Below are 26,130 nucleotides of genomic sequence, written 5' to 3' on the forward strand. Positions count from 1 at the left end.
CGGGACGCCTTTTCCGTTTTTCTGCCGGAAAGGGCGGTCGCTTGCCCCGCAAAATTGTTGTGGGGTAGCTCAAGCTTTCCGCTAAAGGTATTATAAAGGTATTGTCATTGGTGTTAGGTTGCTTCTACCAACACCGGGGAGTCCTTTCTAATGAAAACAACAATACCAAAACTGGCTTTTATGATGTTTCTTGAGTGGTTCATATGGGGCGCATGGTTCGTGCCGCTGTGGGCCTTTCTCAGCAAAAACGGCTTTTCACCCGTTGAGATCGCCTGGTGCTACGCCTGTACCTCTATCGCCGCCATTCTGTCGCCGATCCTGGTGGGATCGCTGGCGGATCGCTTTTTCCAGGCGCAAAAGGTGCTGTCGCTGCTGACCATTGTCGGCGCACTACTGATGTTTTTCGCCGCGCAGCAAACCCACTTCAGCGGCTTCTTTCCGCTGCTACTGCTCTATGCGCTCACCTACATGCCGACTATCGCCCTGACCAACAGCATCGCTTTCTCCCACGTGGGGGATGTCGAGCGCGACTATCCGCGCATCCGCGTGATGGGCACCATCGGCTGGATCGCCTCCGGCATCGCCTGCGGTTTTCTGCCGCCGCTGTTCGGCTTTGGCGACATCTCCGCCAGCAATGTTCCGCTGCTGATCACCGCCGCCAGCTCGCTGATGCTCGGCCTGTTCGCGCTGACGCTGCCCGCCACCGAACCGAAAAGCACGGCGAAATTTAGCCTGCGCGTCGCACTGGGGCTGGATGCGCTGCACCTGCTGAAAGATCGCAGCTTTCTGGTGTTTTTTGTCTGCTCCTTTCTGTTCAGTATGCCGCTGGCGTTTTACTACATCTTTGCCGAAGGCTACCTGACCGAAGTCGGTCTGCCGCACGCCACGGGATGGATGACGCTTGGCCAGGTGTCGGAGATTTTCTTTCTGCTGGCGCTGCCCTTTTTTATTAAACGTTTCGGCATCGGCAAGGTTCTCCTGCTCGGCCTGACGACAGCGGCGCTGCGCTACCTGTTCTTCATCTTCGGCAGCGATCAGAACCTCCTGACATTCGGGCTGCTGTTTATGGGCATTTTGCTGCACGGCGTCAGCTATGACTTCTACTTCATCACCGCCTATATCTATGTCGATAAAAAAGCGCCGGTAGCGATGCGTAACGCGGCGCAGGGGCTGATTACGCTGGCGTGCCAGGGAGTCGGCAGCCTGCTGGGCTATCGCCTCGGCGGTTATCTGATGCAGGAGATGTTCGCCTATGACCAGCCGCGCAACGGCCAGACATTTAACTGGGCAGGCATGTGGCTGTTCGGCAGCATCATGATCGTCATTATCACCGTCGCCTTTATCGTACTGTTCCGCGACGGCAAAAAGCGCAGCGACGAACTAACCACTTTCGACCATTCAGCCACCGCTGACAGCCATAAATAAGAGATGTAAACATGACAACAACAGACCAGGAAAAAAGGATTTTAGGCGCGTTTTACGGCCAGGCGCTGGGCGATGCGATGGGCATGCCGTCGGAGCTGTGGCCGCGCAGCCGCGTTAAGCAGCACTTTGGCTGGATCGATCGCTTTTTGCCGGGGCCCGCTGAGAACAGCGCCGCCTGTTATTTCGGCCGCGCGGCGTTCACTGACGATACCTCGATGGCGCTGGCGCTGGCGGATGCGATTATCAGCCATGACGGCAAAATTAATGCCGAAACCATTGGCGCCAATATCCTGCGCTGGGCAGAGGGCTTCGACGCCTTCAACAAAAACGTCCTGGGGCCGACATCCAAAATCGCGCTGAATGCGCTGAAAAACGGCACGCCGGTCGCGCAGCTGGAGAACAACGGCATGACCAACGGCGCCGCCATGCGCGTCTCGCCGCTGGGCTGCCTGCTGCCCGCGCGCCATCTCAGCGCCTTTATCGACGCCGTCGCGCTGGCGTCGAGCCCGACGCATAAGTCGGATGTGGCGATCGCCGGCGCCACGGCCATCGCCTGGGCGGTTTCGCGCGCCATCGACGGCGGCGACTGGGCGACGATTCGTGACGAACTGCCGGCCATCGCCCGCGCGGCGCAGGAGAAACGCATCACCACCTTTAGCGCGTCGATCGCGGCGCGTATCGAGCTGGCGCTGCAGGTTGTATCACAGAGCCGAGGCGTAGAATCCGCTATGCAGCAGATCTACGATGTGGTGGGCACTGGCACCAGCACCATTGAATCCGTACCGGCGGCCATCGCCATGGTCGAGCTGGCGCAGACCAACCCGAACCGCTGCGCGATCCTGTGCGCCAACCTGGGCGGCGACACCGACACCATCGGCGCGATGGCGGTGGCGATTTGCGGCGCGCTGCACGGCATCGACGCGATTGACGAGACGCTGAAGGCCGAGCTGGACGCCGCCAACGCGCTGGATTTCACCCACTACAGCCGCGCTTTCCTGCGCTTCCGCCAGCAGCGCGAGGCCGCCTGTGCTGACGCCTGACGATCTGGCGCGGCTGGAGGGGCGGCTGCCGGTGTGCGTTATCGGCGCGGCGGTGGTAGATGTGATTGCCGATGCCTACACGCTGCCGCATCGCGGCAGCGATATCGAACTGCATCAGCAAGGCGTCAACGTTGGCGGCTGCGCCCTCAACGTGGCGATTGCGCTGCATCGCCTCGGCATCCCGGCAATCAACGCGCTGCCGCTTGGCAACGGCATCTGGGCCAGTATCGTGCGGCAGAAACTCGCTGACTACGGCATTCACAGCGTGCTGGAAAGCGCCAAAGGCGATAACGGCTGGTGCCTGGCGCTGGTGGAGCCGGACGGCGAACGCACCTTTTTATCGGTGAGCGGCGTTGAGAACCTGTGGGAAACGGCGCTGCTGTGCACGCTGCCGCAGCCTGAGCATCGCTGGATTTATCTTTCCGGCTATCAGCTCACCAGCAAAAGCGGTGAGGTGCTGATCGACTGGCTGGAGCGGCAGGCGCAGCCCTTCCAGCTGCTGATCGATTTTGGCCCGCGGCTGGCGGATATCGGCGAGGCGCATTTTGACCGCATTATGGCGCTGCGGCCGCTGATCACCGTCAACCGCCAGGAGGCTGAGCTGTTATGGCGCGAGCGTTTGTCTCTCTCGGCGCCTTTCGACGCGCAGCAGCTGATGGCGCACTGGCGGCAGCAATTTAGCGGCGCGATGGTGGTACGGCTGGATAGCGAAGGGGCGGGCTTTATCGACGACGCCGGTACGGGCTGGATCCCCGCGCTGGCGACCCAGGTCGTCGATACTATCGGCGCAGGCGACAGCCACGCCGGCGGGCTGTTAGCGGGGCTCGCGTCCGGCTGGTCGCTGGCGGAGAGCGTGGCGCTGGGCAATGCGGTCGCCTCATACGTGGTCTCTCGGCGCGGCGGCGACTGCGCGCCGGATCGCACGGCGCTGCGCGCCTACTGGCAGCAGCGCCTTACTCCGCGATAAACACGTACATATCGCTGCGGCAATAGCTGATGCTGTACTCCAGCGGGTTGCCCTGCGCGTCGAGCGTCAGCTGCTTAATGACCAGCACAGGCACGCTGGCAGGCAGGGCAATTTGCTGTTGCAGCGCCTCGTCCGGCATGCGTGCGCTCACTCTGCTCTGCGACTTTACCGGCAAAATCTGCTGCTGGTAAAAGTAGTCATACAGCGAAATGCCAATTTTGTCGGGGTCGGCGATATAGCGCGCCGGCACCCACGACTCCTCAACGGAAACCGCCTGCTGGTCAACGTAGCGAATGCGCTTGAGCAGATAAACTTCGCTGCCGCTCTTCACGCCCAGTTTTTCTGCGATATCCGCGCTGCAAGCGATCTTACTTTTGTTAATCCAGACGGTGTCGGGCTTTTTGCCTCGCAATACCGCCTGCTGCGACAGGCCCTTAGGCTCTTTTAAGGAGTATTCAAACTGGCTGCAAATCTGCGTGCCATAGCCGCGTGAACGATGCACCACGCCCTCTTTTTCCAGCTCATCCATCGCCTTACGCACGGTGATGCGCGAAATGTTTAGCGACTGGCTGAACTCCCGTTCGCCCGGCAGGATCTCTTCATGTACCAGGGTGCCGTCGCGCACCGCCTCTTTGATCGTGCTGGCGAAGCGTTTGTACAGCGGCGTGCGGCTCTCTTGCGCCAGCGTGGCGGTAAGCCGCGAAAATAGCGCGTTGTGATCGGTCATAACAGCTGGGCACTCATTTCAGTAGGCGGCGGATGGGTCATGATACTGAATTTTCAGCGGCTGCGAAGGGCGATTGTCGGCAGAAGGCGCAACGCCTGCGTTTAACCGGTCCGCTCGTACAGCGGCCAGGCTTATAACCTGTAAAAATCAGACTAAACAGGGGCGCGTGATGCCAGTTTGCCGTATAAAAGAGAAGTCGAGAGGCGGCTTTAGTCGGCTAATTAGCAACAGACTCACCGGTTAAAGCAGTGAGCCTGCTTGTATATCAATGCGTCACGCTAACATCTTTTAGCGTCACGGGACTTTCAGGTTTATCACCTACCTGCATAGCGACCGGAACGAAAATATTAAGGTCTTGCAGCCAGGCGAGTTTGTTATGGCTTCCCGCTTGACCTTCGTTAGTTTCATGACACTTAACTAACAGATATTTGCCGCTAAACTGAGGTGAAATTTTATCTGCTTCTCCCTCGCACGTGACGTTGCAACCTAATGCTGAAGCCGTAACTTTCTTATCAGAATCGATATCTTCCCACTGCGCCTGGTATCGCTGACCAGTCACCAGCGGAAAACGCAAATCTGTCTGCAACTTATTGCACCAGGACGTTGATTGTTAGCGTGACTGTTATGCAAAGCTTCGCCTGAGGTAAGCTATTATCGCTGGTGGCACAGAGCAGACACATGCAAAAGCGAAAAGCAGACTCAATGGGTGTGCTGCAGCCACAACACACCTCTTTCCCGTTTTATTAAAACTTGAATGGTAACTATGAAGAATGTTTTGCCCCTGCTTGATGTGCAAAACGTGGCTTTTTCCGTTGGTGAACGTCAGCTACTGCAACCCGTATCTTTGCATTTACATCAGGGCGACTCCCTGTTACTGACCGGCCCCTCTGGAAGCGGAAAAAGCACACTTTTGAAAATTCTTGCTTCGCTTGTCACCCCAACGACCGGACATATCCGTTTTAAAAACAGTGATATCACGACGCTCAGTCCAGAGAGCTATCGTCAGCAGGTTTCGTACTGTTTTCAGACACCGCAGCTGTTTGGCCAGACGGTATATGAAAACCTTGCGTTGCCATGGCAGATTCGCCGGCAAAAACCCCAGCGGGATAAAATGGTTGCTGGGCTGGAAAGCGTCAATCTCTCTGCGGATATGCTGAATAAATCTGTAGAACAACTTTCAGGCGGAGAAAAGCAGCGTATCGGACTGCTGCGTAATCTGCAGTTTATGCCTGAGTTACTGTTACTGGATGAAGTCACTAGCGCCCTCGATGAAGAGAACAGGTTGGCGGTGCTTTCATTGATTAACCGGATCTCAGCCGAAGAGAAGGTAGCCGTGGTGCGGATCAGTCATGATGTAAATGATATTCAGCAGGCTGAGCATGTGCTTCGCCTTGAGCCGCCAAAAAAGGAGAACAGGCGTGAATCAGCATAATATCAGTGATACCTCGCTAATACTGTCGCTCTCTCTGGTCATGATAGCGCTGCTTATCAGCCAGAAAGAAAAGCTCGGCATGGGCAAAGATATTCTCTGGAGTGTTTGCCGGGCGATTATTCAACTGGTTATCGTCGGCTTTGTGCTGAAGTCAATTTTTGATGTCAATAATAGCTGGCTGACGGTGTTGATGGTGCTGTTTATCTGCGTTAATGCCGCGATCAATGCCCGTAAACGCGGTAGAAATATCGCTAACGTTTTTGCGATATCCTTTGCCGCTATTTTTAGCGGCACCGCTATCACGCTTACTATTCTGGTATTAAGTGGTGCGATAGCCTTTGTGCCGATGCAGGTCATTCCCATCTCAGGGATGATCGCGGGGAACGCCATGGTCGCGGTAGGGCTGTGTTACAGCAATCTGAACCAGCGCTTCAGCGACAACCGCCAGAAAATAATGGAGATGCTGAGCCTTGGCGCGTCGGTAAAAATGTCGTCGGGCCGCATTATTGCCGACAGCATTCGTGCAGCCATGATCCCGACAGTAGATGCGGCCAAAACCGTTGGGCTGGTCAGTTTGCCGGGTATGATGTCCGGGCTGATCTTCGCCGGAATAGACCCGCTAAAGGCGATTAAATATCAGATTATGGTGACATTTATGCTTATAGGGACCGCCAGCCTCTCAACCATCATCGCGGTCTACTTATCCTATCGACGATTCTACAACGGCAGGTCACAGCTAAAAATGTCCGATAAACAGGGAGCTTAGCCTGATTGATTTGCCCCTGCGCATTAACATTCTTACTGATCTGAACGGGTCGATTGAGTGCTGGCTGCATGTTGTCTATAACGGTTCAGCGTCGCTTTATTGAGATGCTGATATACAATACGTAGCCAGCGCACAAAAAGAATGACGTTACGCCCTGACAGGTCTGTCAACGACATTTCCCAACGCATTCCGCAGCGCCGGCTCGGCATATTTGCTGATGAGCCAGGCGATATAATAGAGCGCGGCGACCACCACCACCGGCAGCGCTATCATCACCGCCTCACTCTTAATATAACCGTTCAGCTTAATCATCATGGCGATCATCAGGTTTTCATGAATCAGATAGAGCGCGTAACTGACAAAGCCGATGGCGGTGAAAAAGCGCACCGAAAGCCAGCGCTCCATCTGTTTTGAATAAAAGCTGGCAATAAAAAAGAGCATCACCATTAATAATGGTACCACTGAAATAACGCCGTCATGCTTAACGTAGTAACTGAAGTTAATCAGCAGCGCCAGTAATACCAGGAGATAGTGATAACCTTTATCGCGTCCGTGTAAGCGTTCATACACCAGACAACCTACCATGAACCAGGCGTAATGGATAAAACCGAATTTTGAAATCACATCGATTATTAAGGGATGGCCCAGTGATTTCAGTACCGATGATGCCGAAAGTAATAACATCGGCACGAGCAGCGCTGGCAGGCAATATTTCCGTCCAAAGGTGAAATAAACGGCGCCGATAATCAGATAAAACAGCGCTTCGACATATAATGACCAGAATGAGCCCGCCATAGAGCTGAATTCAACCCCGGTAAACTGCGTCAGGGTTTCTGGATTAACAAATATCAGGCCGGGAATAAGATTCCTGCTCTCTGTGGTAATCACTGAGGATTCGGTAAAAAAACCGCCAGCGATATAGAGCAGCAGACTGGCAATCAGCATTGCCGGAAACAGGCGCAGCCAGCGTTTTTTCAGGAAATGGTTATAGCTGCGCGATTTATCCAGCGTCATAAATATGACAAAGCCAGAGATCATAAAAAATAGCTGCACGCCCACCCAGCCAAATGCCAGCAGGGGAATGTGTTGCGTGTCCGCCACGTAAGGCAAGAGTTCTGGCCATCGTGCATAAGCATGATAAGCAATAACCATTAGAATGGCTAAGCCGCGCATGCCGTCAAGATGCGTAATACGTGGGTGCATAGGTGCCCTTAATAAAGAAAAATAGTGCAAATTGTAAATGTGAAATTAAAACTGACGCAAATTTACACTCAACCAGAATTATCCTGGAAACCTGGCGAACAAATAGAAATGGTTTCACCTCTGTGTGTCACTGGCGATAATATGCCCATGCTAAAACATGACTGTAATATTATTTCTGCAATAATAAGTCGGCTATGTTTTAAGAATGATAGCCTTGGCCCGGCCATTTTTAACTGCTCTGTTTTTTTAATGTCTCAGCTAAACTGCTGTTTTTTGGCTATCAGCTATTAACCCTCACCATCTTGCCATGGTCTTTATTTACACAACTTTGTTAAATTAATGTGAAAATAAATCGACTATCTGTACAGGCGCTCAAGCCGGCAGCGGTTAATATTTCTGGCTTATTCCCCCATTTATTCTGCAAAGCGCAAAATAATGTCGCAGCTTGCTATCATCTTGCTTTGCCTGCGGCAACGCAGTCCGCGCTCTGAATGCACTGCGCTTTTCCATACCGGGGATCAGACGCTTGTGTCTGGTCTGGCGCAGGGATTCGTCTGAAACGGCTAAGAACCCCTTCAGGTTAAGATATCTTAAAATGGCTGTTATCCAGTACCGACAAAGCTCAGAAATCCTCAATTTCTCTGAGGCCGCGCCAGCATCGGCCCACTGACTCGGTCACCATCACCCCCGGCGCGGGCACGAACTCAGTTAACAGGTTGTAGACGGCATCCATTAGCTCCTGTTTTGAAATATCGCCTTGATAGGTAAAGACATCTCTGGGCAGCCAGTAGCTTTTGTCACTGTCGTCAGAAATGCTGTGTCGGAATCCATTGCTGTTCATCGCGTTACGAAGACGCCTGTACTCTCCAGCCGCGTCTATTTTCCCGCGGAGTTCAATTGAGATGTCATACACTGGCATGGGAACCATCCTTAAAAAGGGATTTAAATTTAAGTTTACTTTAATTCTTCCCGTTCGCCACTTTTTTGTTCGCAGCACCAGATGAAACGCGTAAGCCGGTAGCCTGCTTAACTGGCTAAGGCTTACGCGCCGCGTCACAGCGCTTTCAGGCATCCGCCTGAGCAGATGCCTGACCTCAATCAGAACAGCACCGAGTAGTTCAGCCCAAAGGTGCGTCCGCGCCCCTTATAGGTATATAGAGCCGCATCGCCATAGGTCGGGCTATAGAGCCCCGGCGCGCGCTGGCCCCACACCGTGGTGTAATCCTTATCCAGCAGGTTTTCGACGCTAAAGCTGAGTTTGCCGACCGGCAGCGCGTAGCTTCCCAGCAGGTCAACGGTGTTATAGCCGTTGATTTTCTTGCCGTCCGCATCGGAAACGTCAAAGGTTTGCGTGCTCTGCACGCGCAGGTTCCAGTCGCCCGGCGCCCAGTTCAGCCAGGCGCTGACCTTAGACGGGCTGGCGCTGTCTATCGTCAGCTTCTCCCATTTACCCTCGACGCGCGTTTCAGATTTAATGACGTTGAAGTTAGAACCGGTGCTCCATTCGCTGTCGTCAAAGAAGTAATCAACCTGGCCTTCCACGCCGTAAATGCGGCGCTTATCGTCATCCAGGTTAATCGTCATATCGGTTTTATTGATGCTGATGGTTTTATCCGACAGCGAATAGTAAGCCGCCAGCTGGGTACGCAGGTTATCGCCGGTATAGCGCCAGCCGAGCTCATAAGAATCGACTTTGATCCCATCGAGCTTCGAATCATTGACGTTAACGCTGTTGGTGAGGTTGTAATGGCCGTTCGCCAGGCGATAGGTGCCGGAACCGTAATATTTGGCCAGATCGGGGATCTCGAAACCCTGGGAGAAGTTAAACCAGACCTGCTGGCGCTCGGTCAGACGACCCAGAATGCCGGCATTGAAAAGCAGGTTATTGTAGTCTGTCGATCCGCCCGGCACCGCATCCGCCGAGCTGGCCTGGCCGGTGGCGATCGCCTGCTGCTGCGCGTAGCCGACAAAATCGTCTACCTTGTTTTTTGTGTACTGATAGCGTACGCCGCCGCTCAGCGTAATGGCGTCGATGTCATAGCTCGACTGCAGGAACGGCGCAAGGTTAGTGATGCTATAGCCCGGATAGCGCCCGACGTTATAGGCGTTTCTCAGCGTCATGCCGCCGCTTTGCGCCGCGGTATTCAGGTCGAAAAACTGCTGGTTAGCGTCAAAAGTCTCATGGTCGGCGTCAACGCCGTAAGTCAGCGTCAGGGCATCGATCGGCTGGCTGTTAAGGGTCAGCTTGCCGCCGTAGAAATCGGTCTTTTGCTGCGAGGCGCCGATGCTGGAGACGCGGTTGCGGGTGAGGGTAGGGAAAGGATAGAAGGTCAGGCTCTCGTCGCGATAGTAGACCTGCGCCACCAGATCCTGGCCGAAAAAGTCGGTATTGGAATACTGCACGTTGATCAGATGGCGTTCGGTGCCGGGCAGGCGGTCAGAGTCGAGGTTGCCTGCGTTATAGGCGCTGCCCGAGCCGGTCACCGCCGAGAAATCCTCGCCCAGGTAGAGGCCGTGCCTGCCGTCCGATTCGCTCTTGAAGTACTGCGTGGTGAGCTGCAGCTGCTGGTTCTCATCAATATTAAGCGTGCCCGTGCCCATCACATCCAGACGATCGGAGTACTGCAGCCCGGTCTGGGTATTGTCGATAATCGCCTCGTTGCCTTTGCCGTCATACCAGCCGCCGTAGCGCTGATAAGCTACCGACAGACGGCCCGAGGCCTTGTCGTCACCGCCGCTCACCGCCGCCGCCACGTTCTCATCGCGATCGTTATGGCTGTTAAATCCGCTTTTGACGCCGGTTTGCAGCTCCGCCTGTGTGCCCGGCTGGCCTTTTTTAGTGACGATATTGATTAAACCGCCGGTACTGCCGCCGCCATAGAGCGAGGTCGCGCCGGAAATCACCTCGATACGCTCGATGTTAAACGGATCGATCGCGTCCAGCTGGCGGCTGTCGCTGCGTGACGAGTTAAGGCGAACGCCGTCCACCATCACCATCATCGAGCGACCGCGCATGTTCATACCGTAGTTGGTGCGTCCCTGGCTGCTGACGTCCATGCCGGGAATAAGCTGCGCCAGCACCTCTTTTAACTCCTTGCCACCCTGAACCTGCTGCTCAATTTCTTGCCGCTCGATAATCCAGGTGGTTTGCGCCATCTCCGCCACGCTGCGGTGCGAGCGGCTGGCGGAGACCACCATCTGATCTCCCTTTACCTCTTCGGCCCAGGCGCCGGAAGAGAGCATGGCAAGTAAACAAGGATTTAAAACCCACAGATACGGCTGTTTCATTTTTTATTTTTTTCCAGTGACGTGTTCAAAACTGAACGGAATTAACGGTGTGTTGAGGATCCCGATCGTGATTTTCCGGCTGCTGCGTGCGCCACTGGATCACGCCAGGGGTGGTACTCAGCTCAAACGGCTCCGCCGGGTGCGCGCGGTTAAGAATGCGGGCGGCGCGCCAGGCCATCAGGCTGAGCTGGGGTTCTGCAATGCCCAGGCGCTGCATCCCGGCATTGACGGCAAACAGGCTGTTGCTTTCCGGGCCGTCCCAGTTAAGGGTGAAGTCGGTGTTGATCTGGAAATTTTCGTCGCGGTCGAGCTGCAGGCGATGCGCGACAGGCGCCAGAAAAGCGGGCTGCGCCGAGCGGTAGCCGGTAGCGAAAATCACCACGTCGGTCGTCAGCTGCTCTTCGCCGCGATCGAGATGGTGACGCAGCCTCAGCTGCTGCGCGTCCGGTGTCCGATCGAGCGCGATCATCGAGCGCGACGGCATCAGACGCGCCCAGGGCTGCTCGCGCAGCACCTCAAAGCGGTGGTACATCGCCCGATAGATGGCGAGAAGCGACTCGCTGGTGATGCCGTCTGAGGTCATCTTCTGCTCGTTCAGCATCTGCTGGCGCGCGCTTTCGTCCAGCGTTGAGAAGCTTTCCAGATATTCCGGCGTAAAGTACTCGTTGGCGAAGGCGGCTTCATCCAGCGCGTTGTAGTTGTTCCTGCGCGACACCCAGTTCAGGGCGGCGGGCTGGCCCCACTCGCCGCGGAAGATATTGAGAAACAGATCGGCGCCGCTCTGGCCACCACCGACGATGGTGACGCGCTTGTTGTGCAGGTCAGGCCGACGCAGCATCATTTCGCTGGCGTGAAAGCAGCGATCGCTCTGTTCAGTGACGCACGTCGGCAGCCTGGCCTGCTTGCCGATGCCGAGACAGACATGGCGCGCCTGGAAAGCGTCGTGCGCGGTGTCGACCGTGAAGAGGCGCGTCGCGTCGTCAAAGCTCACGCGGGTGACCAGCTGGTTAAATGCCAGATTGCTCAAACGCTTCGCCACCCAGGCCAGATAGTCGGAAAACTCCTCGCGGGAAACGGTGCGCTGCTCGGTGGTGAGAAAACGGTAGAATTTCTTCTGCTGCACCAGGTAGTTCACAAAGCTATAGCGGTTAGTTGGCTCTACCGCGCTCACCAGATCCTTAAGGAAACTGGTTTGCATCGCGCAGTCCGGCACCATCATGCCCGGATGCCAGGCGAAATCGGGTTTGCGCTCAAGAAACAGCGAGCTAAAACCGTCCAGTCCTTCCGCCAGCGCGGCGACGCTGAGATTAAACGGGCCGATGCCTATGCCAATGAAATCATAAGGCTTCATTTTGCAGACTCCTGGGTCACCAGATAGAGAGGGTTATCGAGATCGGTAAGGTAGTTAGGCAGCATGCGGCTGCCGCCGTCATGCTCGGCGAACCTCAGCTTGACCGGATTAAGCACGACGCGAATGATCTGAGGCCGGAAAAGATCGAACAGGGCAAAGCGATCGGCCATCGCCGGGTGTTGCGCCATATAGCGCTGCAGCACGCTGGCGAGAAGGCGGTAAAACTGGCCTTCGTCAATGCCCGACTGCAGCGTCAGGCGGGAGATAAAACGCAGCACGGTAACAAAGTGGCCCGTCTGCAGATCGTGAATAAGGTAGTCGGCGCCCAGGCGCGCGGTGACCTCTTTCACCGCGGCAGGCAGCGACGCCGCCTCCGGGAAATCGCGATCCACAAGGCGCATATCGCCCTGAAAATCCTTCAGCAGAATGCGCTGCGGAATATGCTCTTTCATCACCAGGGTGACGTTCTGACCGTGCGCGATAAGCGCCACGCCGTAGCGGCACATCAGGTGATAGAAGGGGATCACCACCACCTCAAACATCCGACTCAGCCAGCTTGCCGCATCCAGTCCCGACGCCTTAATCCAGGCGTCAATCAGCGGGCGCCCGGCGTTATCGGTTTCCATCAGCGCGGCCATCAGCACCGCCTGCTCGCCTGGCTGCAGAGAGCAGCCGGGACTTTCGCGCCAGATCACGCCGAGCATCTCCTGGTAGCGATAGGGCGCCTGCGGCAGCGCGGCGTAGCTTTCATGAGACAGGTAACCTGCGGCCGGTTCCGCCAGAATCCGGGCGCCGGTGGCGCGCAGCGTCTCATCCTGCGCGAACTGCCGCGCTAACCAGCCGGAGGCGAGCGGCCCGGCAGCGATATACCTGCCGGGAATGCCGCGATAGCAGGAGGTGTTATAGATGGTCAGCGGCAGTTTGATATCAAACCGCGCCGCGCGGCTGACATTGGTCAGGGGGCGCAGCGACTGCTGCGCCAGATAGCGGTCGCCGAAGGCGCCCAGCTCGACTATCTCGCCGCGCGCCAGCTGCGGCAGAAAGTGAATTGCGATTTTTTGCTGCCACTGCCAGGGATGAACGGGCAGCGGCAGCCAGCGGTCGTCGAGCCCGGCCGACTGCCAGCGCTGGTGAAAGCGCGTCAGCTCGGCGTCATCCATGGCGCTGGCGAGCAGGGTAGCGATGTCGCAGGTCTCCTCATGGCTCCAGACCAGCTTATCCCGGCGCACCGCCACCCAGTGCAGCTGAAACCGATTGCGGTACTCCGGCGCATAGGCGCGCAGCGCATCCAGCCCCCAGCCGCGACGCCCTTTATTGAAGATGAACTTGGGATGTCCGCTGAGCAGGCACTGTAGCTCATCCGCATCGAGCGCGATCAGATCGTCGGCGCTCAGCGACTGGCGCGCTTCCAGCAGCTGCAGATCGCCGCGCAGCGTGGCGTAGAGATCTTCCAGATGCTCAGCCGTCTGGGCATCGCTCATCTCCAGCGTCACGGCCAGCTGGCGCAGCAGCGCGTCCGCCTCCATCGGCCCGCCGCTGAGAGAGGCGGGGTCGATGTGCAGCCAGCCCCAGATGCCGCGGCGGGCGGCAAACGCCCAGCGCGCTGTGCCCACGGTGATTTCCCAGCGGTCTGCTGAACGCTCTACAGCGCGCAGCGCCTGCTCATACTCCAGCTCAGCGAGGATTTTGGCGATCATCTCGCGGTTGACGCGCGCCCACATCATAACCCCACCTCCGTAAAGAAGCGGTGGCGCTCGCTCATCACCAGGCGAGAGCGTTTGTGGGGGAAATCAAACTCCTTGAGGGTGTGATAGCCAGCAACCGGCAGATGGCGGAACAGACGCTGATTATCGTAGCGCGGTTCAGCGACGATGCGCTGCGTGCGCGGCTCGTCGAGAAACAGGTAGTGCGTCAGCCCGCGCAGCCAGCTGCGAATAAAGTGCGCGCCGCGCCACGCCTCTTCACCCACCAGCATATGCAGCCCGCGATCGTAAGGCTGCCAGCGGTAGTGACGGCCGATGCGATCTTCCGCCGCCCAGTAAATTTCGAAATAGCCGAACGGCTGGTCGTCGAAACAGCCAATGACCGGGCAGCAGTACGCCGAGTCGAGCTGCTTGCGCAGGTAGCTCTCCAGCTCCGGCTGCGGCGCCGCCATTTCCCAGAAGGCGTTGACGCGGGGGGCGTTCATCCAGCGCGTAAAGCGCGCGGCGTCCTCCGCCACGTCGGCGACGCGAAAGCTGAGCGTCCGCTTGACCTGTGGATCGTAGCGCCGATAAATTTCGCCTTCCGGCCTGGCGGGACGCACGGGGTAAAAGAGCTGACGCTCATCATCGAACTGCATCTTGCCGCTGGCCGTCGGCCGTTCGCCGCGGTGCCACAGCGGCAGCTGCCAGAAGGTTTCGCGGGAAATATAGTCGCCGTTGACCGCCGCGAACAGCGCCTGCGCCTGCGGCTCATGCTGCCACTGCGCCCAGGGCAGATGTACGCCGCTCAGGCGCGGCGCGGCCACCAGCAGCTGATCGATCGCCTCGGCAAGCCAGCCGTCCGGTATCGCCGGCACAAACTGCAGCGAGGCGCTGTTGTCCAGCCCAAGCATGAGCGGCAACGCCTGGCCGGTCAGCGCGCAGCGGAAACCGCTGTCGCCATGTACGATATGCGCGTTTGGCATCACGGCTTCTCCCTGTAGAACGGATTCTGGAAATCGAAGTAGATCACCGCCGGATCGGCGATGGTGTTTTCGTTATGGTCGTGGAGATAGCAGTGGAAATTGCCTTTACAGTTCCAGTGCCGGCTGTCGAGCACGTAATCGAGGCTGCGGGTATCGCTGACGCGAGCGCGCAATGCAGCCAGCCTGTCGCGCACCTGCGCTATCAGGCGCGCTTCGGTCTCAAAGCCTGCGGCGCCCAGCGCGGCGGTAACCGCCAGCGTGGAGTTGACCAGCAGGTAGTAGGGGAAGTAGCGCAGCACCTGCTCGCGGCTAAAGCGGTTTTCCGCATCCGCTTCGTCAATCTGCGCCAGCCAGTCAGCCGCGTTCTCCGTGAAGCCGCTGCCCTGGCAGTCCCGGTAGAGCAGGCCGACCGGCAGATCCTGCTGCATCTCCACCAGGATGTTTTGCTGATGCGCCAGCAGCACCAGGCCGTAATTGGCCTCAGTGCCGAACAGCGGCAGCAGTACGCGATCGCAGTAGGCGTCTAGCCAGCACTGCGCCGCCTGGGCCAGCGTCAGCCCGAGCCGGAGGCTCAGCCTTCTGACCGCCGCCGCCAGCAGGCTGTCACCGCCGTCTGGCGCGGCCTGCGTCAGACTGACCAGCACGTTGGTCTGGGCGGCCGGGGTAGCGAAAAGGCTGTTGACGCGAAACGCCATCAGGCTCTCTTCCTGGATCGCGCCATCCGCGGCGCGCAGCCCGGCCCAGCCATCCTCCTGCATCACGCGCATAGTGGGATAGTCCATCTGCAACGACTGCCAGCGCGGCGTCTGGGCGAGGCGCGCGAGGCGCATGCCGCGCTTGACCTCTTTCACCGACAGGGTGCGCACCGAATTGGTCAGCCGCACGCTGAGCGAGAACTTGATCATATCGCTGCTGGCAGGCGAGTAGAGCGAACGCGAAGAGCTGGTGGGCAGCCAGGCGCTGCCGCACTCGCCTAAGTCGGTCAGCGCGCCGCTGGCGACCAGCTGCTGGCACCACGCCTGCGACAGCAGGTGGCGGGCCTGCCACGGATGCATCGGGATCAGCCAGCGCCGGTCGGTAAAGTGGCTCAGCAGCGCGGGCGCGCTCTGCGCGGCAATGCGCAGCAGACGGGCGCGCAACGACAGGCCGAGGCTTTCGCCCGCCACCGCGTCGCTATCGACAGAGAGCCAGTGCAGCGGGAAGTCGGAGGCGAAGTCAGGCAGATAGCGGCGCGCTTCTGCTTCGTTGAAGGGCTCATGCGACTTCGGCGCGGGGTGAAACGCGTGGCCCACCAGCAGCGCCTGTTCGGCCTCAGCAAACGAAAGCGCTTTTTTGCGAAGCTCTGACCAGCGATGACGCAAATTGATCGCCTGCCAGGTATGGGCATGGCTTTCGCCCACGCGCTGCCGGAAGCGTTCGATGACGTCGCAATCGAGCTCCGCGCGAATAGCCGGTTTGGCCAGAATCAGCGAGACCAGGGTGGCAAAGCTGATGGCTTCTCCCTCGGGCGAATCGGGGCTGATGAGCCGCGCAGGAAACTGATAGTGATGGTGCTGGGTAGGAGAGAAGTAGCGCAGCGGCAACCGGATCGTCTGCGATGACGAAAGGGGCAGGTCGATATGTTGCATCTGACCCGGCGCGGCGTCGGCTACGTATATCCAGTCGCGCGTTTCGCGGAAAAGCGCATTAAGAAAGCACTGCGCCGCCACGTCAACGCCAGCCGATTGAGAGAAGCCGTCCATAAGATAATCTCACTTCTTAAATGATAATGATTATCGTTATGATAATTATTTCATTTACAAAGGCAATCACTTTTGCAATATTTGTATACATAAAATGAACGCTATATCCCTGTTTTTAACGGTGTCTTTACATTTATGTGTCAGTTACTACAGAGCGGGCGGCTATGACAGGGCCGGGTCGATCAAGCTGGCCGCTGGCGTTTTGCGCCGGGCTGCTGGGAATAGGTCAGAACGGCTTACTGGTTGTGCTGCCGCAGCTGGTCGAGATGACCGGCCTGACGCTCTCGGCCTGGGCCGGTTTATTGATGTTTGGCTCGATGCTGTTTCTGCCCGCTTCGCCCTGGTGGGGACGCATCTCCGAAGTGAAGGGCTGTAAGTTTGTCGTGGTGGCGTCGCTGTCAGGCTATCTGGTCAGCTTTGGCATGCTGGCGCTGGCGGTCTGGCTGATGGCGGAAAAGCAGGTCGGCGTGCCTGTCGGGCTTGCCGCGCTGATCCTGTCGCGGATGGTGTACGGTCTGACCGTCTCCGGTATGGTGCCCGCCGCGCAAACCTGGGCGATGCAGCGCGCGGGCGCAGAGCGGCGCATGGCAGCGCTGGCGGCGATCAGCTCCGGGCTAAGCTGCGGAAGGTTGCTGGGGCCGCCCCTGGCGGCGCTGGCGCTCAGCCTTTATCCGATGGCGCCGCTGTGGCTGATGGCCGCCGCGCCGCTCTTCGCCCTGATGCTGATCGGCCGCGAGTATGGCGATCCGCCGCTGGCGCCCGTTGCGCATCACGCCGCGCGCTGGCACAGCAGTTTGCTGCCGCTTCTGGCGCTGGCGGCGCTGCTCGCCCTCTGCATTAGCCTGATGCAAATCGGGCTGGCGCCCGTGCTGCGCGATACCATGAGCGCCCCGGGGGCCGTCAGTCGCCATATCGCCTGGCTGCTGAGCCTGGCCGCCATCGCCACTCTGCTGGCGCAGTTTCTGGTGGTCAGGCCGCAGCGGCTGCAGGTTCAGCCGCTGCTGTTTAGCGCGGCGGTGTTGATGAGCGCAGGGCTGGGCATCATGGTCGTCGGCAACCTTATTGCGCTTTATGTGGGCATCGCCATTACCTCTTTTGGCGCCGCGATGGCGACGCCTGCCTATCAGCTGATGCTGAATCAAAAACTCTCAATGGGCAAAGGGGCGGGCCTGATCGCTACCAGCCATACCCTTGGCTACGGCCTGAGCGCCTTGCTGATCCCCCTCATCACGTGGCAGTGGGGACAGCATTACGTGCTGGCGGGCGCATGGATCGCAGCAGCGATATTTTTCATGCTGGCCTGTCGGCTGCAATTCACAGCAAGCGCGGAAAGCGCGCGCTGAACGTCAGGAAAACATATGGACGCCATTCCCGCTTACCGCTTATTCACTCTCACCCTGCTGCGCAAAAGCTGGCTCTCTCCGTCGCTGGTGCGCTGCCTCTTTACGGGCGAAGAGGTCGGGATGATGAAGCGCGACGGGCCCGATCAACGCATAAAGCTTCTCTTTCCGTCGATACAGGGCGTTCCCGACTCGTTATCCGCGCATCTTCCGTGGCGCGAGCAGCTGAAAACCTTACCGCCAGCGCAAAGGCCGATACCGCGCACCTACACGCTGCGCGCGGTTGACGCTGCCGAGCGCCGGGTAGAGGTGGAGTTTGTCATTCATGGCACAGAGGGGCCCGCTTCGGCCTGGGTTATCGGCGCCGCCCCGGGCGACGCTCTGCAGATGGTTGCGCCCAACCGGCAGCACGTCGACGACAGCGGCGGATATGAATGGCAGCCTCATCCCGAGGTAGAGCGCGGTCTGGTGGTCGCCGACGAGACGGCGCTGCCGGCGGTCAAAGGGATCCTTGAGCAGGTGGCACAAATGGCGTCGCCGCCCGCGCTGCAGATTTTTCAGGAGGTGCCGCGGACGAAGGACTGCATCGACTGGCGTGACTACGCCTTTGCACACGTCTTCTGGCTCCCGCGGGATCAAACCCGCTCGGCCCACGGCGCAGCGCTGCTGCAGGCGCTTAAGGCGAACCTCGTCGTGCCTGGCTTTGCGCTCAGCCCTTCACCGCATGCCTGCCGTGAGGTTGAGCAGCCGATGTTATGGCGCGGCGCGGCGCGCAAGGCGAATCGTTTTTATGGCTGGATCGCGGCGGAGTCTTCAGCCGTCAGGCATATCCGGCGCTATCTGCTGGAGGAGCGGCAGCTGGCGAGCCACAACCTGAGTTTTATGGCCTACTGGAGCAAAGGTTAACAGCTTCATTTAGCGTGGGAAAAGGGGCTGAAGCGCGCCGCCCTGCGTACGGCGCGGCCCAGCCTGGCCAGTCAGCCGTTTTCAGAGGAGCGCACGGGGTAGAAGCGCGCTGTTTGCTGCCGCCGCGCTCTGCGCGGCAGCAGCAGGCTGGCGATGATAATCACCAGCGTCAGACCGCCGGTCGCCAGCAACTCATTTTGATGCTGCGCGTTAAACAGCATGCAAACCAGCACGGTGACGATAAACAGAATGGTTAGCCAGGTCAGACCGGGAAACAGCCACATGCGGTAACTCAGCGTTTCGCCCGCTTTTTCGCGCTTTTTGCGCAGCACCAGATGAGAGAAAGCTATCACCAGATAAACCAGCAGCGCGATGGCGCCTGAGCTTGCCAGCAGGAATTCAAACACCACGCTGGGCGCCAGATAGTTAGCCACTACCGCGACAAATGCCGCCGCCGTCGAGAGCAGCACCGCCACCCATGGCGTACCGCTGCGCGTGGTGCGGGAGGCCGCCGCAGGCGCATCTTTGCGACGCGACAGGGAGTAAAGCATGCGCGAAGAGGTATAGAGCGCCGAGTTAAGGCAGCTGCAGACCGCGATCAGCACCACGACGTCGACGATCAGCCTGGCGTGCGGAATATTCATGGCCTGCAGCACCGTCTGATAAGATCCATGCTCAACCAGCGACGGTGAATTCCAGGGCACCAGAGCGACCACGAAGAATATCGACAGCAGATAGAACAGCGCGATACGCCAGATAACCGAATTGGTGGCCTGGGTAATCTGTTTGCCGGGGTTCTTCGATTCGGCGGCAGCGATGGTGATAATTTCGGTGCCCATAAATGAAAACATGGTGGTCAGAATCGCCGCCATCACCTTGCCAATGCCGTTGGGCATAAAGCCCTGGGTATCATAAAGATGCTGGAGGCCGCTGGCGCCGCTGTTGGGCAGATAGCCCAATACGGCCAGCCCGGCGGCGCACAGGAACGCGACAATCGCCGCAACCTTGAGCAGGGCGAACCAGAACTCGAACTCGCCGTAGTTTTTTACGCTCAGCAAATTGGTCAGGGTTGAAACCACCGTAATAGCGAGCGTAAACTGCCAGATGGCGATCTGCGGAAACCAGGCGTGCAGGATGGTGCCAGCCGCATTCGCCTCCAGCGGGATCACCAGCACCCAGAACCACCAGTAGAGCCAGCCGATGGTAAACCCGGCCCAGCGGCCGAGCGCCTTGTCAGCATAGGTCGAGAAAGAGCCGGAATCGGGCAGCGACACCGCCATCTCCGCCAGCATACGCATAATCAGCACCACCAGCGCGCCAGCGGCGGCATAGGCGATAAGCACCGCCGGGCCCGCCTCGGCGATAGCGTGGCCAGATCCCACAAACAGGCCTGCGCCAATCACGCCAGCAATGGACAACATGCGCACATGGCGCGGCTTAAGATTTTGTGCCAGTGCACCTTCATTCGCACTCTGCATTCTCGTCATCAATACCTCTCCAGAACGGCGCCGGGCTTGGGTGCCCGGGACAAGCAGGGGGGCCAGACTCGCGCTAGCGAGCCGGGAAGCTGAAACGTTTTATTTACATTTCCCGACAAACGCTTTTATTAATGCGTGCGAAGAGGTAAGTTGCCAGAGCCAATTTCAGAGAGTGGGATGGAGCCAATTGCAGCTGTTATATGCCGATCACCTGTTAGAGCGATTGCAGGTTTTGCAGAGCGGTTCGCTACAGCAGCGACTGCTGGCCTGCATACAGGCCGCTATTATTGAAGGGGTTTTTCCTCGCGGCGGGCGGTTGCCGCCAACGCGCGACATGGCGCGCGAGCTGGGCGTATCGCGAAATACGGTACTGCATGTTTATGAAAGTTTGATGGCGCAGGGCTACGTGACGGCACGCACCGGCAGCGGCACCCGGGTGGTGGAGACGCTGCCGGAGATCTGTCTGCAAAGCCAGGCGATCGCGCTGCTTCAGCCGACAGCCGCGCCGCTGCCGGCCACCCTGTCAAAACGTGGCGCAACGTTGTTAGGGCATGCCACCGCCTCGCCCTATCAGTGGGGCGCCTTCGTGCCCGGCGCGCCTGATGTGACCGAATTCCCGCATAAGCTATTTAGCCAGATCCAGGCGCGGCTCAATCGCGATCCCGACGTTCACCGGCTGATCTACAGCAGCGGCGGCGGCTGCCCCGATCTGCGGCATGCGCTGGTGGAGTATCTGCGCGTGGCGCGCTCGGTAAAGGCGGATGCCGATCAAATCCTGATCACCGAAGGGGTGCATCAGGCGGTGGACCTGGTAAGCTGCGTGCTGGGCGATCCGGGGGATCTGGTGTGGATGGAGGAGCCAGGATACTGGGGCACGCGCAACCTGCTGCGTAAAAACGGCATGAAAATTCGCGCCATCCCGGTGGATGATGAAGGCATCGTGCCCGTGGCCGGCGCGCCGCCTCGCATGGTATTCGTGACGCCGTCACATCAATATCCGCTGGGCGCGCACCTGAGTCTGGCGCGGCGTAAGGCGTTGCTGGCGCTGGCGCGACGTCACGGCAGCTGGATTATCGAAGATGACTACGACAGCGAGTTTCGCTTTTCAGGCAGCCCCTGGCCGTCGCTACAGGGGCTGGAAGAGGATGCGCCGGTCATCTATATGGGCACCTTCAGCAAAACGCTCTATCCGGCGCTCCGCATTGGCTACATGGTGGTGCCGAAGATGCTGGCGGAGCCGATGCGCACCGCGGCGACCGAGCTCTATCGTGGTGGCCATCTCTTGATCCAGCGTGCGCTGGCAGAGTTCATCCGCCAGGGGCACTATATGGATCATATCCGCCGCATGCGCCTGCTTTATGGTCAGCGGCGTCAGTTTTTATGCAGGCTGATCGAGCGCTATCTGGGGCCAGATTTTTTGCCGCCGGTCAATCACGAGGCAGGGCTGCATCTGGTGCTGCGGCTGCCAGAGGGTTGCGATGACGTTGCGATTAGCGCAGAGGCGCTCAAGCGCGGCGTAAAGGTGCGGCCGCTCTCGCAGTACTATATGCATCCGCAGCGCGCACGCGGCCTGCTGCTCGGCTACGCCTGCGTCAATGAGCGGCAGTGTCAGGATGCGTTTGGCGTCCTCAAAGGCTGTTTGATCGCGGCGGGCATTGAGGTCAACGCGCAATAAAGTATCCAGCGGTCATAATCAGCTTATTCTCTGCCCATAAATCTGTAATTTTTTTGCAACTTAAATCAATTTCCAATCAGCCACTTAAAGGCAAACGGGCCGCAAAGCAGCGTCACTGCTGGGTAAGTGACTAAAGCCACCTTTCGCCATGCCGATAAATCATACAGTTTCCATGAGGTATGTAGCGGCTATGTTAACAATAAACCATAACAAATTTGCCGCGCTGACGAGTAAATCGATGAATAACAGCTCGTCAGCGCTGGAGCAGGTTATCGAACGACTCTCATCAGGCTCCCGTATCAACAGCGCAAAAGATGATGCGGCGGGACAGGCGATAAGTAACCGGATGACGGCGACCGCTAAAGCTGATAGCGTGGTCTCGCGCGGCCTGAACGATGCCATCAGCCTGGCGCAGACCGCTGAAAGCAGCCTCAGCACCGTTAGCGACAAACTTATTCGCGCCAAAAGCCTGGCGATCCAGGCGGCGAACGGCACGCTCTCGGACGCCGACCGCGCCAGCGTCAACAACGAGTATCAGCAGATTCTGGCGAGCATCACCGACATTTCTCAGCAGACGGAGATATTTGGTCAGTACCCGCTGGCAACAGACGATCCGGAGCTGCCGCCTGCGCTGTTGGGCAACGTGCAGCCGATCAAAAATAAGTTCCCGGTGGCGAATCAGAGCTATTCGTTTACCTCGGGCGTGATACCGCTCGCTTATATTCCGGCAGGCGCGACTAACATTACCATCAGCATCGACTCGCTGGCGCAGGATGACGACCTGCAACTGTTTACGCGCGACGGCAAGCATCTGGTCGGCACCCCGATCAACGGCAGCGATCCAGACTTTACCTGGGTGAGCAAAGGGATCACCGATAACGCTACCGCGACAACGTCACTGCTGACCAGCGCCAACGGTTTTGACAGCGGCGCCACCTATGACGATTCCCAGCTGCTTCAGGGCGGGGCGAGCTGGTCGCTGAGCGGCAGCGCCTCGATGAGCTATAACGGCATGAACATCAGCTACAGCGGCGATGGCGATCGTTATGAGGATACCGCAACCGGCGACTATAACAACGGCACCATCAAGAGCAATCCGCTGGAGCGCATCAGCCTGGATAAGGTGACGGAAGATCTGATTGTGGTCGTGGTGGGCAACGGCTCTTTTACCAGCCAGCTTACCTGGGGCGATCTGCCGGAGCCGGTAACGCAACCCGCAGTACCGCCCATTAAGAGCCAGCATTTTGACGTCGTGACCAGCGCCGATTTTGGTCAGCAGATGCAGTTCGATACCCTGAAGCCGACGCCCGCTGACCTGAAAACGCTGGGGCTGAAGAATACGACGCTGTTAACCAGCAGTGATATTTCCGTTACCAGCAAAGCGCTGGATGCGGCGCTGGAGAAAGTGAGCGCTTATCGCTCCTACTACGGCGCGAAGATTAACCGCTATGAATCGAACAGAACGGTGCTGGCGCAGCAGAGCATTGATACGCAGTCGGCGAGCAGCCGCATTCAGGATGCCGACTACGCGCAGGAAGCGAGCCGCCTGGCGCAGGCGCAGATCCTGCAACAGGGTCAAAATGCGGTCATGAAAATCGCCAATCAGACGTCGGACATGGTGCTGGCGCTGCTGCGCAGCTAAGGTGCCGCTGCTGTTTAGTTCCCGTCACGCCGGTTAACGCGCCCGCTTTTTTCTCCATATCACCAGGGATGGTTTCTTTCCTCTTCAGCTGACATACCACGCCGTTACGAACATGCAGTGAGTAATTATCCTGATGGTGTAAACCTCACCCCTGTTGCGCAGTCGCAAACAGAAGCGCGCGGACCCAGCGATGTCCCGCATCCCGGTGCGTTCGCTCGTGCCAGACGGCTATCTTGCTAAAGCCGGGAATCGTCAGCGGCGGCGGCAGTACGCTCAAGCCAGGCAGATCGCGCGTCAGCCGACGCGGCACCACGCTAAGCAAATCGCTAACGCGCAGGATCTCCGGCAGCACCAGAAAGCTGCACACCGAGAGCGTCACGCGGCGCGTTCGGCCAAGGGCCGCTAGCGCCTCATCGGTAATGCCGCTAAAACTGCCATCCGCATAAGAGAATAACGCATGATCCTGCGCGCAAAAGCTATCGAGGGTTAAGCCGTCTTGCTGCGACAGCGGGTGATCCTGCCGCATCAAACAGACATATTCCTCATCGAACAGGGCGCGCGCATGCAGACCATCGGGCGTGCTGTCGGGCGTAATCAGGGCAATATCAATAGCGCCGCGCTCAAATTGCGCCGTGAGAGGCTGGCTGCTGACGGGCGTGACCGCCACGCGAATGCCCGGTGCCTGACGGCGCAACGCCGCCATAAACGGCACGATTAACGCACGCAAGGCATAATCGGTGGCGGCAATCCGGACGGTCATCTCCGCCGTCGCCGGATCGAAAGCTTTCGGCTGCAACAGCTCCGCGACTTCCGCCAGTATGGTTTTCACCAGTTGCGCCAGCTCAAGGGCGCGCAGCGTCGGAATAATGCCGCGCTGCGTGCGGGTAAAAAGCGGATCGTCAAAACATTCGCGCAGGCGCGTAAGCATGCCGCTGACGGCAGGCTGAGTGAGCGATAATCGTTCTGCCGCGCGCGTCACGCTGCGCTCATCGAGCAGCGCGTCGAGGGTTTTGAGCAAATTGAGATCGAGGGTGCGGATATCGGTTTTCATAGACTCCAGCGTTAAGGGATGAGCGTTAAAAGAGCGTTGATGCATCACCAGATATTAGCATGGCAAATATCAAAGATAATAAATGGCGATTGGCCTTATTTCTTGCGCGATTTGATACTTGTTTTGTTCGCTACCGAGGCTGGTAGCCCCGTAATCCAGGAAAAAAACGATGAAAATGAATGCCATTAACTGGCCCGACGGTTTTGTGCCGGGCTTCAGCGACAATTTTTGTTCTAACGAAGTGATTGTTTCCGGCCTGAGCAGCAGGGAGATTTGGCCGCTGCTGAACCAGCCGTCGCTATGGCCGAGTTATTATCAGAACTCAGCGAATCCGCGCTTTTATGACGATAAAGGCCCCGAGCTGGCGCAGGATGTCCGATTCTACTTTGAAACCTTCGGCTTCCCGGTAGAGGCGCAGGTGACTGAATATGTTGCGCCCACAGAGGGCGAGCCCGCGCGTCTTTCCTGGCACGGCTGGGCGGGAGAAGAGGGCAGCGACGATCGGCTGGATGTCCTGCACGCCTGGCTGATTGAAGATTTATCAGACAAGCGCGTGCGCATCCTTACGCAAGAGGTTCAGAACGGCAAACCCGCTAAAGAGCTGGCAAAGACGAAACCCAATCCCATGATCAATGGTCATCAGGAGTGGCTGGACGGGCTGATCGCGGCGGCGCGCGCGCGGCAGTCGCGCTGACTGACACTCGCTGGATGATGCCGACAGCGCCGTTGCTGATACCCGGCTTACGCATCTTCGTTTCGCCATTCCGTCTTTAAGCGGTGAATAAGCCTCAGGAGAATGCGATAAGGTCAGCGCATCAGACCTTTTACCGAAATAAAAATGAGCACCAGCCCGCCAGCGATATTGACATATTTTTTAAGGCGGGCGGGGTCGGCCTTCCTGGCCGAAAAAATCAGCGTATGGCTAACTGCAAGCAGCCAGACGCTCATCACCACGATATGAACTGAGGCCAGCAGCAGAAAGGAAGAAAGGCCACCATGACGGCCTGCAAACGGCGAAACCACCGTCAGATAGAACATGACGGCTTTGGGGTTAAGGAGGTTAGCGAGCCAGGCCTCTTTTACCGTAACGGAAGCGACAGGCTTTTCAGACGCCGTCTGGCTGGCGCGAAGAGCGCTGCAAATAAGCTGGATGCCGAGCCAGAGAAGATAGAGCGTGCCTGCGATTTGCAGCGCGCCAGAGAGCAGCGGTGCCGACGCGATAACAGCGGTGATACCGAGCCCGATAAGCAGCGCATGGGTATAGATGCCTATCGCTGTTCCAGTCAGCGTCCGGTAAAGCCCTTTACGCCCGCCGGCCAACGCGCTGTTCATCACCAGCGTAAAGCTGGCGCCGGGCGAGAGGGCCACAGGCAGCAGGGCGGGCAAGAAACCCAGCAGATCGATATTCATAGATCGACGATAGCCGTTT

Annotated in this window: 22 protein-coding genes; 10 read left to right on the forward strand and 12 right to left on the reverse strand. The window is 58.2% G+C overall.

Going from position 1 to position 26,130, the window contains the following annotated elements; translation table 11 throughout:
* Window positions 1–150 precede the first annotated feature (150 nt).
* From Q9R34_RS10860 to Q9R34_RS10870, 3 genes are read left to right on the forward strand one after another with little or no spacing between them, the layout of a single operon-like run.
* Entirely contained in the window at window positions 151–1,425 is a 1,275-nt protein-coding gene (locus Q9R34_RS10860; RefSeq protein ID WP_434123582.1) for a nucleoside permease, read from the forward strand.
* 11 nt (window positions 1,426–1,436) lie between these two features.
* Window positions 1,437–2,465, forward strand: coding sequence for an ADP-ribosylglycohydrolase family protein (locus Q9R34_RS10865; RefSeq protein WP_485893594.1), 1,029 nt, complete (start codon window positions 1,437–1,439; stop codon window positions 2,463–2,465).
* Complete coding sequence (locus tag Q9R34_RS10870; RefSeq protein WP_485893596.1) at window positions 2,452–3,432, forward strand: PfkB family carbohydrate kinase; 981 nt, start codon at window positions 2,452–2,454, stop codon at window positions 3,430–3,432. The genes Q9R34_RS10865 and Q9R34_RS10870 overlap by 14 nt, the downstream gene beginning before the upstream one ends.
* On the opposite strand, the gene Q9R34_RS10875 is transcribed toward Q9R34_RS10870, so the two are convergent.
* Window positions 3,419–4,159, reverse strand: coding sequence for a GntR family transcriptional regulator (locus Q9R34_RS10875; RefSeq protein ID WP_485893598.1), 741 nt, complete (start codon window positions 4,157–4,159; stop codon window positions 3,419–3,421). The two genes, Q9R34_RS10870 and Q9R34_RS10875, sit on opposite strands and share 14 nt — an antisense overlap.
* Before the next feature lie 265 nt (window positions 4,160–4,424).
* Window positions 4,425–4,745, reverse strand: coding sequence for a hypothetical protein (locus Q9R34_RS10880; RefSeq protein WP_485893599.1), 321 nt, complete (start codon window positions 4,743–4,745; stop codon window positions 4,425–4,427).
* 177 nt (window positions 4,746–4,922) lie between these two features.
* On the opposite strand from Q9R34_RS10880, the gene fetA reads away from it, so the two are divergent.
* Both fetA and fetB read left to right on the forward strand, forming a co-directional pair.
* Window positions 4,923–5,591, forward strand: coding sequence for an iron efflux ABC transporter ATP-binding subunit FetA (gene fetA, locus Q9R34_RS10885; RefSeq protein ID WP_485893601.1), 669 nt, complete (start codon window positions 4,923–4,925; stop codon window positions 5,589–5,591).
* Window positions 5,578–6,357, forward strand: a complete 780-nt coding sequence (fetB, locus tag Q9R34_RS10890; RefSeq protein WP_485893867.1) for an iron efflux ABC transporter permease subunit FetB — start codon at window positions 5,578–5,580, stop codon at window positions 6,355–6,357. The genes fetA and fetB overlap by 14 nt, the downstream gene beginning before the upstream one ends.
* 147 nt (window positions 6,358–6,504) lie before the next feature.
* Here fetB and Q9R34_RS10895 read toward each other — a convergent pair whose 3' ends face one another.
* The 7 genes from Q9R34_RS10895 to Q9R34_RS10925 form a co-directional block, all read right to left on the reverse strand.
* Complete coding sequence (locus Q9R34_RS10895) at window positions 6,505–7,560, reverse strand: acyltransferase family protein (RefSeq protein WP_434123590.1); 1,056 nt, start codon at window positions 7,558–7,560, stop codon at window positions 6,505–6,507.
* Between the two features lie 622 nt (window positions 7,561–8,182).
* Window positions 8,183–8,479, reverse strand: a complete 297-nt coding sequence (locus tag Q9R34_RS10900) for a hypothetical protein (RefSeq protein ID WP_485893603.1) — start codon at window positions 8,477–8,479, stop codon at window positions 8,183–8,185.
* A 179-nt stretch (window positions 8,480–8,658) separates the two neighbouring features.
* Entirely contained in the window at window positions 8,659–10,848 is a 2,190-nt protein-coding gene (locus Q9R34_RS10905; protein WP_485893605.1) for a TonB-dependent siderophore receptor, read from the reverse strand.
* 25 nt (window positions 10,849–10,873) lie between these two features.
* Window positions 10,874–12,199: a lysine N(6)-hydroxylase/L-ornithine N(5)-oxygenase family protein gene (locus Q9R34_RS10910; protein ID WP_485893607.1), complete on the reverse strand. Its 1,326-nt coding sequence runs from the start codon at window positions 12,197–12,199 to the stop codon at window positions 10,874–10,876.
* Window positions 12,196–13,923, reverse strand: a complete 1,728-nt coding sequence (gene iucC / locus Q9R34_RS10915; RefSeq protein ID WP_485893609.1) for an aerobactin synthase IucC — start codon at window positions 13,921–13,923, stop codon at window positions 12,196–12,198. The genes Q9R34_RS10910 and iucC overlap by 4 nt, the downstream gene beginning before the upstream one ends.
* Window positions 13,920–14,867, reverse strand: a complete 948-nt coding sequence (locus tag Q9R34_RS10920; protein WP_485893611.1) for a GNAT family N-acetyltransferase — start codon at window positions 14,865–14,867, stop codon at window positions 13,920–13,922. Before Q9R34_RS10920 ends, iucC begins: the two co-directional genes overlap by 4 nt.
* Window positions 14,867–16,609 (reverse strand): IucA/IucC family protein, encoded by a 1,743-nt coding sequence (locus tag Q9R34_RS10925; protein ID WP_485893613.1) that lies wholly within the window; start codon window positions 16,607–16,609, stop codon window positions 14,867–14,869. Before Q9R34_RS10925 ends, Q9R34_RS10920 begins: the two co-directional genes overlap by 1 nt.
* A 164-nt stretch (window positions 16,610–16,773) precedes the next feature.
* Here Q9R34_RS10925 and Q9R34_RS10930 point away from each other — a divergent pair, with 164 nt between their 5' ends.
* Window positions 16,774–17,952, forward strand: coding sequence for an MFS transporter (locus Q9R34_RS10930; RefSeq protein ID WP_485893615.1), 1,179 nt, complete (start codon window positions 16,774–16,776; stop codon window positions 17,950–17,952).
* Window positions 17,953–17,967: 15 nt separating this feature from the next.
* Window positions 17,968–18,855, forward strand: coding sequence for a siderophore-interacting protein (locus tag Q9R34_RS10935; protein ID WP_485893617.1), 888 nt, complete (start codon window positions 17,968–17,970; stop codon window positions 18,853–18,855).
* Window positions 18,856–18,926: 71 nt separating this feature from the next.
* Here Q9R34_RS10935 and gabP read toward each other — a convergent pair whose 3' ends face one another.
* Window positions 18,927–20,342 (reverse strand): GABA permease, encoded by a 1,416-nt coding sequence (gabP, locus tag Q9R34_RS10940; RefSeq protein WP_485893619.1) that lies wholly within the window; start codon window positions 20,340–20,342, stop codon window positions 18,927–18,929.
* A gap of 178 nt (window positions 20,343–20,520) precedes the next feature.
* Here gabP and pdxR point away from each other — a divergent pair, with 178 nt between their 5' ends.
* Window positions 20,521–22,008, forward strand: a complete 1,488-nt coding sequence (gene pdxR / locus Q9R34_RS10945) for a MocR-like pyridoxine biosynthesis transcription factor PdxR (RefSeq protein ID WP_485893621.1) — start codon at window positions 20,521–20,523, stop codon at window positions 22,006–22,008.
* 190 nt (window positions 22,009–22,198) lie between these two features.
* Window positions 22,199–23,650 carry a flagellin N-terminal helical domain-containing protein gene (locus tag Q9R34_RS10950; protein ID WP_485893622.1) on the forward strand — a complete coding sequence of 484 codons (1,452 nt, stop codon included), beginning with the start codon at window positions 22,199–22,201 and terminating at the stop codon, window positions 23,648–23,650.
* A gap of 145 nt (window positions 23,651–23,795) precedes the next feature.
* Here Q9R34_RS10950 and Q9R34_RS10955 read toward each other — a convergent pair whose 3' ends face one another.
* Window positions 23,796–24,701, reverse strand: coding sequence for a LysR family transcriptional regulator (locus Q9R34_RS10955; RefSeq protein ID WP_485893624.1), 906 nt, complete (start codon window positions 24,699–24,701; stop codon window positions 23,796–23,798).
* 169 nt (window positions 24,702–24,870) lie between these two features.
* Here Q9R34_RS10955 and Q9R34_RS10960 point away from each other — a divergent pair, with 169 nt between their 5' ends.
* The gene (locus Q9R34_RS10960; RefSeq protein ID WP_485893626.1) at window positions 24,871–25,395 is read left to right on the forward strand and encodes an SRPBCC family protein; all 525 of its coding nucleotides are present in this window, start codon (window positions 24,871–24,873) and stop codon (window positions 25,393–25,395) included.
* Between the two features lie 113 nt (window positions 25,396–25,508).
* Here Q9R34_RS10960 and Q9R34_RS10965 read toward each other — a convergent pair whose 3' ends face one another.
* Complete coding sequence (locus tag Q9R34_RS10965) at window positions 25,509–26,111, reverse strand: LysE family translocator (protein WP_485893628.1); 603 nt, start codon at window positions 26,109–26,111, stop codon at window positions 25,509–25,511.
* Between the last annotated feature and the right edge of the window lie 19 nt (window positions 26,112–26,130).

This window comes from Enterobacter sp. BRE11 (genome assembly GCF_031844285.1).
Lineage (GTDB): Bacteria > Pseudomonadota > Gammaproteobacteria > Enterobacterales > Enterobacteriaceae > Pantoea.